This is a genomic window from Pseudomonas sp. BGI-2, assembly GCF_004310295.1.
In the GTDB taxonomy this organism is placed as follows: Bacteria; Pseudomonadota; Gammaproteobacteria; order Pseudomonadales; family Pseudomonadaceae; genus Aquipseudomonas.
On the sequence record NZ_SISB01000011.1, the window covers coordinates 109,395 to 122,667 of the forward strand.

Here is a 13,273-nt window from a genome sequence, read left to right on the forward strand (position 1 = left end):
GTTCAAACGAAGCGATCGCTGCCCTGGACCAGTTTTGTAGACAGGTACGATTGCTTGAGTTTTTCCAGCCACCAGCCCAGTGCGCGACCGTCATGATCGCCGCGCCAGCCGGCGTACAGAATGTTCGGCTCGCGCGGATCAGCCATCTGCTTTTCCACCAGCGTGCCGCTTCTCAGTAACGCGCCGACCCGATGCCTGGGCAACCAGCCCACGCCGAGGCCATCGCACTGGGCGAGAATCTTTGCGCGCATGGTCGGCACGGCGAGTATGAGACGCCATAGGTGCTGCCCTCGGTAACCCTGGACGAATCGGCCACGACAATCGCCCGGTGCTGCGCAACCATGGCGCGTGAAATCGGTTCCCTGGCCTTGGCCAGCGGGTGTTTGGGCGAGACCGCGAACACCCATTCCATCTCACCCAACTGCATCCAGCGCAGGCTGGGGATGGCCGGCGGTTCATTGGTGGCGCCAATGATCAAGTCCGCGCGGCCTTCACGCAGGGCTTCCCACACACCTTTGAGCACTTCGTGAGTGATGCGCAGCGGTACGCCGGACTCCAGCGCATCGAACTCGTGAATCACCGGGATCAAGGCTTCGAATTCGAGCAGTTCGTCGGTGACGATCCACAACCGGCTCTCCCAGCCATTGGCCACTTGTTGCACCCGTTGGGTCAGCCGCGAGACGTCTTGCATCAGCCGCGCCGCTTCGTTCACCAGCAACTCACCGGCCGGGGTCAGCTGCAAGCGATAGCGACGTCGGTCGAACAACAAGGCGTCGAAGCGCTCCTCCAGTTGCCGCGCGGCGTAAGACACCGTTGACGGCGCTTTGCCCAAGTGAGCGGCGGCCCGCGACAGGCTGCCGGTTTCGCGGATAGCTTGGAGCAACGTCAGGTCTTCAATCGACAGCATGTCCTGTCCTCGGCGGGTGTTTCAGGCTGCCCGGCGTAACTTCCACAGTCTGATCAACCGAAGATAGACCACGACGTTGATCGCCAGCACCACGCTGCCCAGCGCCAGTTGAATCGCGGGTGTCAGCCCGGCCGGGTAGATGACCGGCCAGACGTAATGCTCAATGAAGCCACCGCCGTAGCCGGTTTGCCCGGCGGCCTCGCGCATGAGGTTTTCCCATTGCGTCAGCGGGCACGTCAGGTGGAAGACTTCCACGCTCACGCCCCACGCCGCGGCGGGCAGGTGCCACCAGATCAGGGGGCGCCATTTGAGCACCAGCAGCCCGCCGAACAGCACGAACAGAATGAACATCAGATGAAACAGCACCAGCCCATCGGCGGCAATCCGGTAAAGCATGTCGACTCCCTGACGCGTTATGCGAATGGCTCCATGGTACTCGGGTTCTCTTCACTACTGCTGTTCAGAACACTTCGGGAAGCGTTGCCCGCAAGTGCGCAAGATTGTTCAAGCCATCGAACGCAACTGCTGGCACAGTCTGGCGACTTTCCCTGGTTGTAGAGCGTTATGTCGAACTCACTCATGCCGCGCAGCGCCTTTCTTCGCGGCGCCGTGGCGATCATGCCGTTGTCCCTGGCGACTGCGCCCTGGGGGCTGTTGGCCGGGTCCATGGCCATCGAGGCCAATCTCACGCCACTGCAAGGTCAGGGCTTGTCGAGCATCGTGTTTGCCGGTGCCGCGCAACTGGTCGCCATCGGTATGCTCAAGGGCGGCGCCGGGGTCTTTTCGATCCTGCTGACCACGCTGTTACTCACCTCCCAGCATTTGCTGTACGGGATGAGCCTGCGTTCGGTGATTTCACCGCTGCCGGGTCGCTGGCGCGTGGGGCTGGGTTTTTTGCTCACTGACGAGCTGTTCGCGCTGACCAGCCAGCATGACAAACAGCAGTTCAATCGCTGGTACGCCTTGGGCGTGGGCCTGACGTTTTATATCGCCTGGAACCTGTTCACATTGGCCGGCATCGTCCTGGGCAGCAGCATTCCCGGCCTCGAACACCTGGGGTTGGACTTCTCCATCGCCGCGACCTTTATTGCCCTGATCACCCCGGTGGTGCGCAACGTTCCGACGGTGGTGTGCGTCGCGGTGTCGCTGTTTTGCTCGGTGTTGTTCAGTTACTGGCAATGGGGCTCGGCGCTGGTGCTGTCGGGGTTGCTGGGCATGACCGCAGGCTTTATCTGCAACAAATTCTATGGGGGGCGCACATGATGGTCTGGGCTGTGATTATCGGGATGGGCGTGCTCGTCTTCCTGAACCGCTACGTATTCCTCGAACCCAGGCTGCCGCTTCGCCTGAGCAGCAATGCCCGGCAGTTTCTCGGTTTTGCCGTGCCGGGGATGTTGACCGCGATCTGCGGGCCGATTGTGTTCATGCCGGAAAAACAGCTGAACTTGCAGTGGGACAATCCGTACCTGATCAGTTCGCTGGTGGCGGTGGGATTGGTGCTGTACACCCGCAATACCTTGCTCAGCATGTTGTTGAGCATGGGGTTTTTCTTTTTGCTGCGCTGGTGGCTTTGAGTCGCTCTCGGGAAATTGTTCTACGCTTAAAGAGGATTCCATCAGGAAGCGAGGTGAGTATGGCCAACGATCCTAAACGTACGGGCCTGGATGAAGAAGATGAACCCACGGAGGAGGAGATTGAGCGGCAGAGGCGTTCAGAGAAGACTTGGAAACATGACGACAGTCGAGAGCTCTCAGACCGCGATATAGAGATTCCGCTAAAGCCTTGACCGATCTGCATACCAAACCGCGATCAAGCTCAAGACAATCTCCAGTAGAGCAAAAAACTGTGGTGAGGGGATTTATCGAATCGTCGCACCGCCCCGTTGGGTCGCGAAGCGGCCCCCAGCGTCCGTTCATATTGACCGGGTTGTCTCGATTTACGACTGCTTCGCAGCCGAACGAGGCGGTGCGACGTTTCGCTAAATCCCCTCGCCACAAAGGCGGTGTCAAATCGCCTCATTCCAGCGTATGTGCGTGATGCCCAATTGTTTAGCGCTTAAGCGCGCCGCTTCGAGTGAGGCGTGTGCGGCGATCTTTCGGTCGGATTGCGCAAAGGCATGCGCAGAGGCCGAATGGATCGCTTCTACATCGGAGAACTGTTCGACCAGTTTGAAAAAGTGCGGCCGAACGCCATCGAGCAAATAGTGCTCGGCATAGGGAACGAGTTCGCTCATGTATTCCTCCTGAAGTCCGCCAGGGCTTTGGGTCAGTCGTTGAACAGGGCATTCGGAAAGTCTGCGGTGCAATCCTTGTGCAAATGATGAGAGCAAAAAAAAGAGGCCTTGACGGGCCTCTTCTTCAGAGTGCAACGATGTCCGGTTCGTTCAGTGTTGAACTGAACCGCATCACTTCAAAGATCTTCCAGCGGCGGAAAATCAGGGTGGGAGGCCCGATAGCCCAACGTCTTGTCGATCCAGGCATTCAGCTCGTTGACCATGACCGGCGGTTTGCCGGAATAGGTCGCGAGGGTAGAATGCAGGATGTCGTTGATATTGGGGACGGAACGCAGGTTTCGGGTCTTTATGTATTGCCCGATAAAACAGTCAAGTTGATAGCGTTCTGTCAGCGACAGGTACACGCACTCCAGACCGCTGACTTGATTAATTACAAGATCGTCGCGCAACTTAGTTCTCTGCAAGGCTTGTTAGATTTAGGGATTTCCTTGGTTATTGACTCTTTGGTCAACTGGGTACTGCCGACGGAAATGCGGCGCGCATGCTAGCTGTAGCGTTACTAAATGTATGTACGATGATTCGATTGTCAGACAAGCGGTTAATGCGTCGTTTGGCCGCACATCGACAAGTGTTTCTACAATGAAGCAGCCTGTATAACGTTTATGACTTGCGATTATTCAGGTCCAGGAATGGATCCACTTTAAATAAGCTTATCTATCAACATCGAACCCTGATTCCTGACATTTCCCACCGCTTTATCGACCCTGTACCACTCGAATACTTCGCTGGCTTCACCCTGCATCAGTACCATTTGCTCGGCGCGCTCTTTAGGCGTGGCCGGGTCCAGCCATTCGCGCGCCAACTCAGCTGACACCACCACCGGCCGCCGGTCATGAATGTCGAGCATGCCGCCGGCGCTGTCTGCCGTGATGATGACAAAACCGTCGTCGCTGCGCGGCTCGTTGCCCCCGTGGGCAAACTGGCCGATTGCCACGCAGCAAATCGGCGCCCGATCCCGTCGACGAATAAGCCACGGCTGCCTCGTCGAATCGCCGGCATCCACCCATTCGAACCAGTTATCGATCGGCACAATCGCACGGTGCGGCCAGATCGCCCGGAAGAACGGGCCATGCGCCACTTTCTCGACCCGGGCGTTGATCGGCGCCGCGCGATCCTTTGCCCAGTGCGGACGCCATCCCCAGCGCACCGAGTCGGCGTGCAACCCGTCGGGCTCTAGGTGCAACAGCGCGAGCTGGGTGGTGGGCGCGGCGTTGTAGCGGGCCAGCGGTTCATCACCGACATGGTTGATCAGCGCGTCGGGAATGCTCAGCACCGCGACAAAGTCGTGAATGCCACGGTACTGCGACAGTCGTCCGCACATCGGCTGATCCTCCGGCTGGAGCTTTCAGTGTAGGAGCACGGCTTGCCGGCGAAGGTTTCACGGACACCGATCAAATCACATGCGCACGCTGCAACTCGGTCAACGACAACGCCTTCAGTTGCGCGAGCAACGGGGCCCGTCGGTCGCGAGGATGCGGCAGCTCCACGGCCAGTTCCTGACGAATACTGCTCGGGCGATTGTCCATCACCAAAACGCGATCGCTGAGGTACAGCGCTTCATCGACATCGTGCGTCACCAGCAGCAGGGCGATGGCATGCCGCTCGGCCAGTTGCAGCAGCAGGTCCTGGAGTTTCATCCGCGTGAAAGCGTCCACTGCGCTGAACGGCTCATCGAGCAACAAAACCTGCGGTCGCGAGTAGAGGCCGCGGGCAATCGCCACCCGTTGCGCCATGCCGCCGGACAAGGCTTTGGGCAGCGCCTGCGCAAAGCCGCCGAGGCCGACTTCTTCGATCAATTGCGCGACCCAGGCCTTGTCGTAGTGGCTATCGGCGCTGAAGCCGATGTTTTGCTCAACCGTCAGCCAGGGCATCAGCCGGGGTTCCTGAAACACGAAAGCGACTTCCCCGGCGTTGTTGCGCAGCTCACCCTGGAAGTCCTTTTCCAGGCCAGCGACGATCCGCAGCAAGGTGCTTTTGCCGCAGCCGCTGGGGCCGAGCAGGCTGACGGTTTCCCTGGGTTGCAATTGCAGATGAATGTTGTTGAGGACCGTAATGGCGGCGAAGGTTTTGCGCTCGACGCGAATGTCCAGCAGGTGTTCGGTCATGGCTCAATCCTCTGCACTTTGGCCGTTGAAGGTGTCGCGCCAGGCCAGGAAGCGTTTCTCCAGGCCGGCGAGGATGCCGTCGCTGAGTTTGCCCAGCAGCGCCAATACGATGATGGCGGCCAGGACGATGTCCGGGCGTGAGGTTTCGCGCCCGTCACTGAGTAGATAACCCAGGCCTTTGGTGGCGGCGATCAGCTCGGCGGCCACCAGAAACATCCAGGCCAGGCTCATGCCGCTGCGCAATCCGGTGAACAGGCCGGGCAGGGCGGCGGGCAACAGAATCCGCCGCACCAGACGCCGGCGGCTGAAGCCGTACATTTGCCCGACTTCCACCAGTTTGCGGTCGATGTCGCGGATCGCCGCGACGCCGTTGAGGTACACCGGGAAGAACGCGCCGATGGCGATCAGGACGATTTTCGAGGTCTCGTCGATGCCCAGCCACAACAGCAACAGCGGCACCCAGGCCAGGCTCGGAATCGAGCGCAAACCGGCGAACGTCGGTTCCAGATACGCTTCGGCTTCGCGGCTCAAACCGACCCACGCGGCGAACGCCAGGGCCAGGCTGGCGCCAATGGCGAAACCCAGCAGCACCCGCAGCAGACTGGCGCTGATGTGTTTCCACAACGCGCCCTCGGCGAGGTCACTGAGGGTCCGCGCGACCTCGCTCGGGGCCGGCATTTGATAGGACGGCAGCCAGCCGATGCGCACGACGCATTCCAGCACCAAGATGATCAGCACCGGCAGCGCCAGGCCCTTGAGGCGCAGTTTCCAGGCGTTGCTCAGGCCACCGGGTGCAGGTAATGCCAGGGGGGCGGGCAGGTCTTTGCTTTTGCTGGTCATGGGTTTCTCCAGTCACGACGAATCCGCGACGGGCGCGGGCAAAATCAAAAGCTCGCTGCCTCGTTCTACTTGACAGCTCCTGCACGCAAATATGCGTTCCTTGTAGGAGCTGTCGAGTGAAACGAGGCTGCGAGCTTTTGCTGTTATTGACGGGCCACGGTTTCCTTGAATCCGGTGTCGATCAACTGATCGATCACCTGGTCGACATTCACCCCACGGCGAACCAGTTCTTCAGAGACCAGGATCGGTGCGGCGGCCTTGGAGGCGATCACATCCTTGGCGGTCAATTGCGGGCTGCTCAGGTCGGTGCGCGACAGCTGCAGCTTGGCCACTTCCAGCGGCAGGCCGGATTCGCTGGCGAGCAACTGCGCCAGTTCGTCAGGGTTTTTCACCGCCCAGTCACGGGCCTTTTCATAGGCGCTCAGGACGGTTTCGATGGTCTGAGGATGTTCTTTGGCGTAGGTCTCGGTGACGCTGACCACGCCGTAGCTGTTGAAGTGGGTGTTGCGATACAGCAGGCGCGAACCGGCCTGAATTTCGCTGGCCGCCATGTGCGGATCAAGGCCGGCCCAGGCGTCGACGTCACCTTTTTCCAGCGCGGTGCGACCGTCCGGATGCTGCAAGTGCACCAGCTCGACATCGTCCTTGCTCAGGCCGGCCTGTTGCAGGCTGCGCAAGGTGAACAGGTACGGGTCGGTGCCTTTGGTAGCGGCGATTTTCTCGCCCTTCAGATCGGCGACGGTTTTGTACGGCGAATCCTTGCGCACCACCAGTGCGGTCCATTCGGCGCGGCTGTACACGTAGACCGATTTGATCGGGCTGCCGTTGGCGCGGCTGAGCACGGCGGCCAGGCTGGCGGACGAAGCGAAGTCGACGCCGCCACTGTTGAGGTATTCCAGCGAACGGTTGCTGCCCTGGCTCAACACCCAGCTGACCTTGGTCTGTGGCAGGGCCTTTTCCAGGAATCCGAAGTGCTTGAGCACAAGGCTCACTGGCGAGTAATAGGCGTAATCCAAGTGCACTTCGGCCGGCGCGGTTTCGGCTGCCTGCGCCATAGGTTGCAGGCTCAGGGCCAGGGCGCAGGCGCTCAGCAGGTACCTGACGTTTGGAAAGCGGAAGGTCGGTTTCATGGGACAGCTCCGGGCAAGGTGGCGAGATTCTTATGTCCAAAAATTTATTTTTTACGAATGCTTCCTGCGTAAAAGAAATATTGCAGGCTCTGTGCCATGTCGCGCAGTGGCAGGCTTTTCGAGGCTTTGGCGGCGAGGGTGAGGAAATTGGCTGTACCGGTGAAAACAGTCTGTTGAGTCGCTGTTGCTGGGCGAACAGCAACTTTTACTGGTCATGAGCTTATGCATAAATCGAATTTATAATCGTGGCTGTAAGAGCGTTAGGGTCTATACGAATAATGTTCCTGGAGCCTTCGATGGACCTGTCCCGATTTGTGCGCGGTCTGTTGACCAGCGCAGTGTTTGCCGCGCCACTGATCCATGCCGCAGAACCCGTCGTGTTGCACGTCGGGGATCAGAACTACTACAACGTTCGCGCCTCGGTGGAGGCGTCGGGAGTGCTGGAAGGGGCGCCCTATACCGTCGACTGGAAGCACTTTCAGGCCGCCGCTCCACTGGCCGAAGCGCTGAACACGGGTGCCCTGGATGTGGGCTTTCTCGGTGATTCCGGCTTCCTGTTCCTGGCGGCCAAACAGGCGCCGGTGAAGTTGATCGGCGTGTCGCGGCAGAACCCGGACACCATCGCCTTGCTGGTGCCCAAGGACTCACCGGTCAAAACCATTGCCGATCTGAAGGGCAAGAAAGTCGCTTACTGGCCGGGAGCCTGGAGTCAGCAGCTGACCCTGCGCGCCTTGGAAAAAGCCGATCTGCCGGAAGACTACGTCGACTTCATCAAACTGATGCCGATCGACGCCGCCGCCGCGTTGCCGCAAGGCAGCATCGACGCGTTCCCGGTGTGGGAACCCTACATTTCCCAGCAGATTCTGTTCTCCGGTGCCCGGCCGATTCTCACGGCGAAAAATCTTATGCCGGGCCTGAGCGCCATTGCCGCTTCGACGCCGTCGATCGAGAGCAAGCGCGAGGCCATCGCCGACTTTCTGGTGCGCCTGAAAAAAGCCCGGGCCTGGGTCGACAACCACACCGACGAGTACGCCGATCTTTGGGCGAAGAAGGCCAACCTCGACCAGAACGTGTCGCGCCATTGGCTGCGTCAGGCACACATGACCGTCGGCCCGGTGGATGCCCAAGCTGCAAAGGATTTGCAGAGCACCGCGGACTTCCTGTTCAAGGTCAGGGCGCTGCCGGCGGCACTGGCGACCGCACCGAATATCGACAGCTCGTTCCAGCAGTCGCTGGCGCAGTAATCCACGAGGGTGAGCGCTGGAACCAAACACTGTGTACCCTGATCCAACCTCGGCCTGCTGGCACCTGCGGGCCGACAATGGATGAATGGGCGAAGGGTTTTTGCCGTTTAACGTGATGACCGTAACGGTCTGGTCCAAGGCAAACCATGACACAGCTGTTCAAGGTTCTCTCTGCGCTCGCCCTCGCTGTCGGGCTGGTTGGCTGCATTGCCTCTCCGATCGAACTGACCCCGCAGACTGAACAGCGTCTGCGCGAGCAGCCACCGATCCGCTTTCTGCTGACCTTCGACGACGGTCCCAGCGCGTCGAGTTTCTGGAACCCGAGCATGACGGTGCTCGACAGCCTCGCGCAGAACCCGGTGCAACCGGGAATCAAAGCGGTGTTCTTCGTCCAGACCGGCGTACCTCGGGCTGGCGACAGCGACATCGGGCGCGGGGTCATGCACCGGGAACAGGCTGAAGGGCATGTGTTGGGTTTCCACACGGCGACCCATTCGCACACCAATCACCGCTCGCTCAGCCCGCAAGAGCTGGAGCAGTCGCTGGGCAAAGGCAGTGCCGACATCGCCGCGATCACCGGCGCGCCGCCCGCCTTGGTGCGCCCGCCGTTCTGGAATTACGACAAACGTGTGTTAACGGCCTACCAGCGGCATGGTATGCACCTGTTGCTGACCGACCTGAGCGCCAACGACGGCAAGATCTGGGGTTTCAACGCCAGCCCTCGGCGGCGGGCCAACATGCTGCGGCAACTGTCCGAAGTGCGTGAACGCATTGCGCTGGCAGAATTGCCGACGGTGGACGGCGTGGTTCCGGTGGTGGTGACCTTTCACGACCTGAATCGCTACACCGCCCGGCATGCCCGCGAATACCTGCAAATTCTGCTCGATAGCGCCCGTGCCACCGGGGTGACGGTGGCGCAAGAACCGTTTTACGACAACACGGCGGCGCTGCAACGTGCGGCCTTGGCGCGTACCGTTAGTAGCGGTTCAGAGGCAGAGAAGTTGCCGGGGATCTGGAACTGGTTGTGGGATGGGGATTCTCACTAAAACCTCAGCGAAATGAGCAACAGCCAACACATAGAACGGGTGGGAATGCGCGCCAGTTAAACAGGCATAACTCAGAACTGTGGCAAGAGGGCTTTTGTGGCGAGGGGGTTCACCCCCGTTCGGCTGCGCAGCAGTCGTAAATCCTGCCAACTTCGGAGTGCCTGACAGAATGCCGGGGGCTGCTGCGTAGCCCAACGGGGGTAAACCCCCTTGCCACAAAAGCCCCCAAGTCCCAGGTCACTTATTGGCTGTTTCATCACCGCGGCAGCAACTCGTCAATCATTTTCAAACAATGATTCAAACCCGGCGTCACGTCGCCTACGCGCCGGCTGAGAATGATCGGTGAGGTCGCGTTGTCTTCCAGCAACGGGGTGAAACCAATGTCGTCGCGGTGCAGCAACTGCACCGACGCGGGCACCAGCGTGACGCCGATTCCAGCCCCCACCAGTCCGATTGCTGTTTGCAGCTCGTTGGTCCATTGCGCCACGTGGATGCTCACGCCGTAGGACTCGAACAGTGCAATCACATGATCGGCGTAGCTGGGGCGCGGATTTCCGGGGTACAGCACAAAGGGTTCCTTGGACAGTTGGCGAAGGCTGATCGGGCCGGCCAGCAGCGGATGACCGGCGGGCAGGGCGGCAACCAGCCGGTCTTCGGTCAATACCGTCTGGATGATCGCCGGGTCGTCGATGCGAATCCGCCCGAAACCGATGTCGATGCGCCCGGCCTTGAGCGCCTGCACCTGTTGCAACGTGGTCATTTCCGACAGCCCGAGCTCAAGCTCCAAGGGCTCGCCGCTGCGCAAACGGCGAATCAGGTCCGGCAGTACGCCATACAGCGTCGATGGAGCAAAACCGATGCCCAGCCAGGTCTTTTCCCCCAGGCCAATCCGCTTCGTGTTGTCGCACACCTTGGCCAGTTGTTCGAGCAGGGCGGTGGAATGTTCATGGAAGAAACGCCCGGCGTCGGTCAGCTTCAGCGGACGGCCGCGCTCCAGCAATATCACCCCGAGTTCATCTTCCAGCTGCTGGATCTGCCGGCTCAGAGGCGGCTGGGCAATGTGCAGCAGTTCGGCGGCGCGGGTGAAGTTGAGGGTTTGAGCCAATACCTGAAAATACCGCAGGTGACGCAGTTCCATGGGGCCTCCAGGCATTGATCAGTTGAATACCTTTAAGGTATCGAGCCAGACCAATTCTATATTGGCCGTGGGCAAAAAGCCGTACGAGAATCCAATTCAGAACTTCAAGAACCTGACGGGTATCGACATGCGTGCAACAGCCATTGAATCGATCGAGACGATCATCATCGATCTGCCGACCATTCGCCCGCACAAACTGGCCATGCACACGATGCAGAACCAGACCCTGGTGATCATCCGCGTGCGCTGCGCCGATGGCATTGAAGGGATCGGCGAGTCGACCACCATCGGCGGCCTGGCCTATGGCAACGAAAGCCCGGACAGTATCAAGACCAACATCGACAAACACATAGCACCTCTGCTGATCGGTGAGGACAGCGGCAACATCAATGCAGCGATGTTGCGCCTGGAGCGCAGCATCCGTGGCAACACCTTCGCCAAGTCAGGTATCGAAACCGCCTTGCTCGACGCCCATGGCAAGCGCCTTGGCCTGCCGGTCAGCGAGTTGCTGGGCGGCCGCGTTCGTGATGCGCTGCCGGTGGCGTGGACCCTCGCCAGCGGTGACACCGACGAGGACATCGCCGAAGCGGAAAAAATGCTCGACCTGCGTCGCCACCGGATCTTCAAACTGAAAATCGGTGCCGGTGAAGTCAATCGCGATCTGGCCCACGTCATCGCCATCAAGAAAGCCCTGGGCGATCGCGCCAGTGTGCGGGTCGATGTCAATCAGGCCTGGGACGAGGCGGTTGCACAGCGCGCCTGCCGGATACTGGGCAGCAACGGCATCGACCTGATCGAACAGCCGATCTCGCGCAATAACCGCGCCGGCATGGCGCGCCTGAATGCCGTGAGCCCGGCGCCGATCATGGCCGATGAATCCATCGAGTGCGTGGAAGACGCCTTCAATCTGGCGCGCGAAGGGGCCGCTTCGGTGTTCGCCCTGAAGATCGCGAAGAACGGCGGACCACGCGCCGTGCTGCGTACCGCCGCCATCGCCGAAGCCGCCGGTATCGGTTTGTACGGCGGCACTATGCTTGAAGGTGGGATCGGCACGCTGGCCTCGGCCCATGCCTTTATCACCCTGAATAAACTGGCCTGGGACACCGAGTTGTTCGGCCCGTTGCTGTTGACTGAAGACTTGCTCAGCGAGCCGCTGGTCTATCGCGATTTTGCGCTGCATGTCCCGCAGACACCGGGCCTTGGCCTGTGCCTGGACGAAGAACGCTTGGCGTTTTTCCGTCGTGACAAAACATCCACTTCCGTTCAGCAAGCCTGAGGAGAGCATCATGCTATTCCACGTAAAAATGACCGTGAATCTGCCGGTCGACATCAATCCGGATCTCGCCACCCAGCTCAAGACCGATGAAAAAGCCCTGGCCCAGCGCCTGCAAGAGCAAGGCAAGTGGCGTCACCTGTGGCGCATCGCCGGGCACTACGCCAACTACAGCGTTTTCGACGTCGACAGCGTTCAGGAACTGCACGACCTGCTGATGCAATTGCCGCTGTTTCCGTACATGGCGATCGAGGTCGACGCGATGTGCCGGCATCCTTCTTCCATTCGCGAGGATGACCGCTGAACCCAGCCTGTTCAGTTCGCTACGCTAATAATTACAAGATGAGGAACCACCCAAAATGAACGTCAAGATTTCCCACACTGCCAGTGCCCAGAAGTTTCTCGAAGACGCCAGCGGCTTGCTCAACGACGCCGGCGACCCGCGAGTCAAAGCCCTGGTCTACCGCATTCTGCGTGATTCGGTGAACATCATCGAAGACCTGGCCGTCACCCCGGAAGAGTTCTGGACAGCCGTCAATTACCTCAACGTGCTGGGCGCGCGACAGGAAGCCGGTTTGTTGGTGGCAGGGCTGGGTCTGGAACATTACCTGGACTTGCTGATGGACGCCGAAGACGAGCAGGCGGGAAAGGCGGGCGGTACGCCGCGGACCATCGAAGGCCCGCTGTATGTGGCGGGTGCGCCGCTGTCTGAGGGTGAGTCGCGACTGGATGATGGCGTCGACCCGGGCGTGGTCCTGTTCATGCAGGGCCAGGTGCGTAACACCGCAGGCGAACCGCTGGCGGGTGCGGTGGTGGATGTCTGGCACGCCAACACGGGCGGCACATATTCCTACTTCGATACCACGCAATCGGAATTCAACCTGCGCCGCCGCATTGTCACCGATGCCGAGGGTCGCTATCGTTTCCGCAGCATCGTGCCGTCGGGCTACGGTTGCCCGCCGGACGGTCCGACCCAGCAACTGCTCGATCAACTGGGCCGTCATGGCCAGCGTCCGGCGCACATTCACTTCTTTATCTCCGCGCCGGACCATCGTCATCTGACCACCCAGATCAACCTCGACGGTGACCAATACCTGCACGACGATTTCGCCTATGCCACCCGCGACGAACTGATCGCCCACATCACCTTCAGCGACGATCCGCAGCGTGCAGCGGCCCATGGCGTCAGTGGCCGGTTTGCCGAAATCGACTTCGATTTCACCTTGCAGACCTCCGCGCAACCTGAAGAGCAGCAACGCCACGAACGGGTTCGTGCGCTCGAGGATTGATTACCTCG

The 13,273-nt window shown here is 60.1% G+C and carries 15 protein-coding genes and 1 pseudogene; 7 read left to right on the forward strand and 9 right to left on the reverse strand.

Annotated elements, in window-relative coordinates; translation table 11 throughout:
* Positions 1-2: 2 nt before the first annotated feature.
* Positions 3-907 (reverse strand): annotated as a pseudogene (locus EYC95_RS10110) (LysR family transcriptional regulator).
* Between the two features lie 21 nt (positions 908-928).
* Complete coding sequence (locus tag EYC95_RS10115) at positions 929-1,303, reverse strand: DUF2784 domain-containing protein (RefSeq protein WP_131060223.1); 375 nt, start codon at positions 1,301-1,303, stop codon at positions 929-931.
* A 168-nt stretch (positions 1,304-1,471) separates the two neighbouring features.
* Here EYC95_RS10115 and EYC95_RS10120 point away from each other — a divergent pair, with 168 nt between their 5' ends.
* The gene (locus EYC95_RS10120) at positions 1,472-2,170 is read left to right on the forward strand and encodes an AzlC family ABC transporter permease (RefSeq protein ID WP_131060224.1); all 699 of its coding nucleotides are present in this window, start codon (positions 1,472-1,474) and stop codon (positions 2,168-2,170) included.
* Positions 2,170-2,481: an AzlD domain-containing protein gene (locus EYC95_RS10125; RefSeq protein ID WP_165557448.1), complete on the forward strand. Its 312-nt coding sequence runs from the start codon at positions 2,170-2,172 to the stop codon at positions 2,479-2,481. The genes EYC95_RS10120 and EYC95_RS10125 overlap by 1 nt, the downstream gene beginning before the upstream one ends.
* A gap of 431 nt (positions 2,482-2,912) precedes the next feature.
* Here the strand turns inward: EYC95_RS10125 and EYC95_RS10130 are convergent, their stop codons facing one another.
* The 6 genes from EYC95_RS10130 to EYC95_RS10155 all read right to left on the reverse strand — a co-directional run bounded on the left by EYC95_RS10130 (position 2,913) and on the right by EYC95_RS10155 (position 7,275).
* Entirely contained in the window at positions 2,913-3,140 is a 228-nt protein-coding gene (locus EYC95_RS10130; RefSeq protein WP_131060226.1) for a hypothetical protein, read from the reverse strand.
* A 176-nt stretch (positions 3,141-3,316) separates the two neighbouring features.
* The gene (locus EYC95_RS10135) at positions 3,317-3,589 is read right to left on the reverse strand and encodes a hypothetical protein (RefSeq protein ID WP_131060227.1); all 273 of its coding nucleotides are present in this window, start codon (positions 3,587-3,589) and stop codon (positions 3,317-3,319) included.
* 251 nt (positions 3,590-3,840) lie between these two features.
* Positions 3,841-4,521: an SOS response-associated peptidase gene (locus EYC95_RS10140; RefSeq protein WP_131060228.1), complete on the reverse strand. Its 681-nt coding sequence runs from the start codon at positions 4,519-4,521 to the stop codon at positions 3,841-3,843.
* Between the two features lie 70 nt (positions 4,522-4,591).
* Positions 4,592-5,305, reverse strand: a complete 714-nt coding sequence (locus tag EYC95_RS10145) for an ABC transporter ATP-binding protein (RefSeq protein WP_131060229.1) — start codon at positions 5,303-5,305, stop codon at positions 4,592-4,594.
* Between the two features lie 3 nt (positions 5,306-5,308).
* On the reverse strand, positions 5,309-6,145 hold the full coding sequence (locus EYC95_RS10150; RefSeq protein WP_131060230.1) for an ABC transporter permease: 837 nt from the start codon (positions 6,143-6,145) through the stop codon (positions 5,309-5,311).
* 143 nt (positions 6,146-6,288) lie between these two features.
* The gene (locus EYC95_RS10155) at positions 6,289-7,275 is read right to left on the reverse strand and encodes an aliphatic sulfonate ABC transporter substrate-binding protein (protein ID WP_131060231.1); all 987 of its coding nucleotides are present in this window, start codon (positions 7,273-7,275) and stop codon (positions 6,289-6,291) included.
* A gap of 296 nt (positions 7,276-7,571) precedes the next feature.
* On the opposite strand from EYC95_RS10155, the gene EYC95_RS10160 reads away from it, so the two are divergent.
* Both EYC95_RS10160 and EYC95_RS10165 read left to right on the forward strand, forming a co-directional pair.
* Complete coding sequence (locus tag EYC95_RS10160; RefSeq protein ID WP_131060232.1) at positions 7,572-8,519, forward strand: ABC transporter substrate-binding protein; 948 nt, start codon at positions 7,572-7,574, stop codon at positions 8,517-8,519.
* Between the two features lie 146 nt (positions 8,520-8,665).
* Positions 8,666-9,565, forward strand: a complete 900-nt coding sequence (locus EYC95_RS10165; protein WP_131060233.1) for a polysaccharide deacetylase family protein — start codon at positions 8,666-8,668, stop codon at positions 9,563-9,565.
* 256 nt (positions 9,566-9,821) lie between these two features.
* On the opposite strand, the gene EYC95_RS10170 is transcribed toward EYC95_RS10165, so the two are convergent.
* Positions 9,822-10,703 (reverse strand): LysR family transcriptional regulator, encoded by an 882-nt coding sequence (locus EYC95_RS10170; RefSeq protein ID WP_131060234.1) that lies wholly within the window; start codon positions 10,701-10,703, stop codon positions 9,822-9,824.
* 127 nt (positions 10,704-10,830) lie between these two features.
* On the opposite strand from EYC95_RS10170, the gene EYC95_RS10175 reads away from it, so the two are divergent.
* From EYC95_RS10175 to catA, 3 genes are read left to right on the forward strand one after another with little or no spacing between them, the layout of a single operon-like run.
* Positions 10,831-11,979 carry a muconate cycloisomerase family protein gene (locus EYC95_RS10175; RefSeq protein ID WP_165557449.1) on the forward strand — a complete coding sequence of 383 codons (1,149 nt, stop codon included), beginning with the start codon at positions 10,831-10,833 and terminating at the stop codon, positions 11,977-11,979.
* Positions 11,980-11,989: 10 nt separating this feature from the next.
* Positions 11,990-12,280 carry a muconolactone Delta-isomerase gene (catC, locus tag EYC95_RS10180; protein WP_131060236.1) on the forward strand — a complete coding sequence of 97 codons (291 nt, stop codon included), beginning with the start codon at positions 11,990-11,992 and terminating at the stop codon, positions 12,278-12,280.
* Positions 12,281-12,335: 55 nt separating this feature from the next.
* Complete coding sequence (gene catA / locus EYC95_RS10185; RefSeq protein WP_131060237.1) at positions 12,336-13,265, forward strand: catechol 1,2-dioxygenase; 930 nt, start codon at positions 12,336-12,338, stop codon at positions 13,263-13,265.
* Positions 13,266-13,273: the final 8 nt, after the last annotated feature.

Excerpts from the sequence above, each read along its gene's own strand:
- EYC95_RS10115 (WP_131060223.1), bottom strand. The coding sequence starts at position 1,303 with ATGCTTTACCGGATTGCCGCCGATGGGCTGGTGCTGTTTCATCTGATG.
- EYC95_RS10120 (WP_131060224.1), top strand. The coding sequence starts at position 1,472 with ATGTCGAACTCACTCATGCCGCGCAGCGCCTTTCTTCGCGGCGCCGTG.
- EYC95_RS10125 (WP_165557448.1), top strand. The coding sequence starts at position 2,170 with ATGGTCTGGGCTGTGATTATCGGGATGGGCGTGCTCGTCTTCCTGAAC.
- EYC95_RS10130 (WP_131060226.1), bottom strand. The coding sequence starts at position 3,140 with ATGAGCGAACTCGTTCCCTATGCCGAGCACTATTTGCTCGATGGCGTT.
- EYC95_RS10140 (WP_131060228.1), bottom strand. The coding sequence starts at position 4,521 with ATGTGCGGACGACTGTCGCAGTACCGTGGCATTCACGACTTTGTCGCG.
- EYC95_RS10145 (WP_131060229.1), bottom strand. The coding sequence starts at position 5,305 with ATGACCGAACACCTGCTGGACATTCGCGTCGAGCGCAAAACCTTCGCC.
- EYC95_RS10150 (WP_131060230.1), bottom strand. The coding sequence starts at position 6,145 with ATGACCAGCAAAAGCAAAGACCTGCCCGCCCCCCTGGCATTACCTGCA.
- EYC95_RS10155 (WP_131060231.1), bottom strand. The coding sequence starts at position 7,275 with ATGAAACCGACCTTCCGCTTTCCAAACGTCAGGTACCTGCTGAGCGCC.
- EYC95_RS10160 (WP_131060232.1), top strand. The coding sequence starts at position 7,572 with ATGGACCTGTCCCGATTTGTGCGCGGTCTGTTGACCAGCGCAGTGTTT.
- EYC95_RS10165 (WP_131060233.1), top strand. The coding sequence starts at position 8,666 with ATGACACAGCTGTTCAAGGTTCTCTCTGCGCTCGCCCTCGCTGTCGGG.
- EYC95_RS10170 (WP_131060234.1), bottom strand. The coding sequence starts at position 10,703 with ATGGAACTGCGTCACCTGCGGTATTTTCAGGTATTGGCTCAAACCCTC.
- EYC95_RS10175 (WP_165557449.1), top strand. The coding sequence starts at position 10,831 with ATGCGTGCAACAGCCATTGAATCGATCGAGACGATCATCATCGATCTG.
- catC (WP_131060236.1), top strand. The coding sequence starts at position 11,990 with ATGCTATTCCACGTAAAAATGACCGTGAATCTGCCGGTCGACATCAAT.
- catA (WP_131060237.1), top strand. The coding sequence starts at position 12,336 with ATGAACGTCAAGATTTCCCACACTGCCAGTGCCCAGAAGTTTCTCGAA.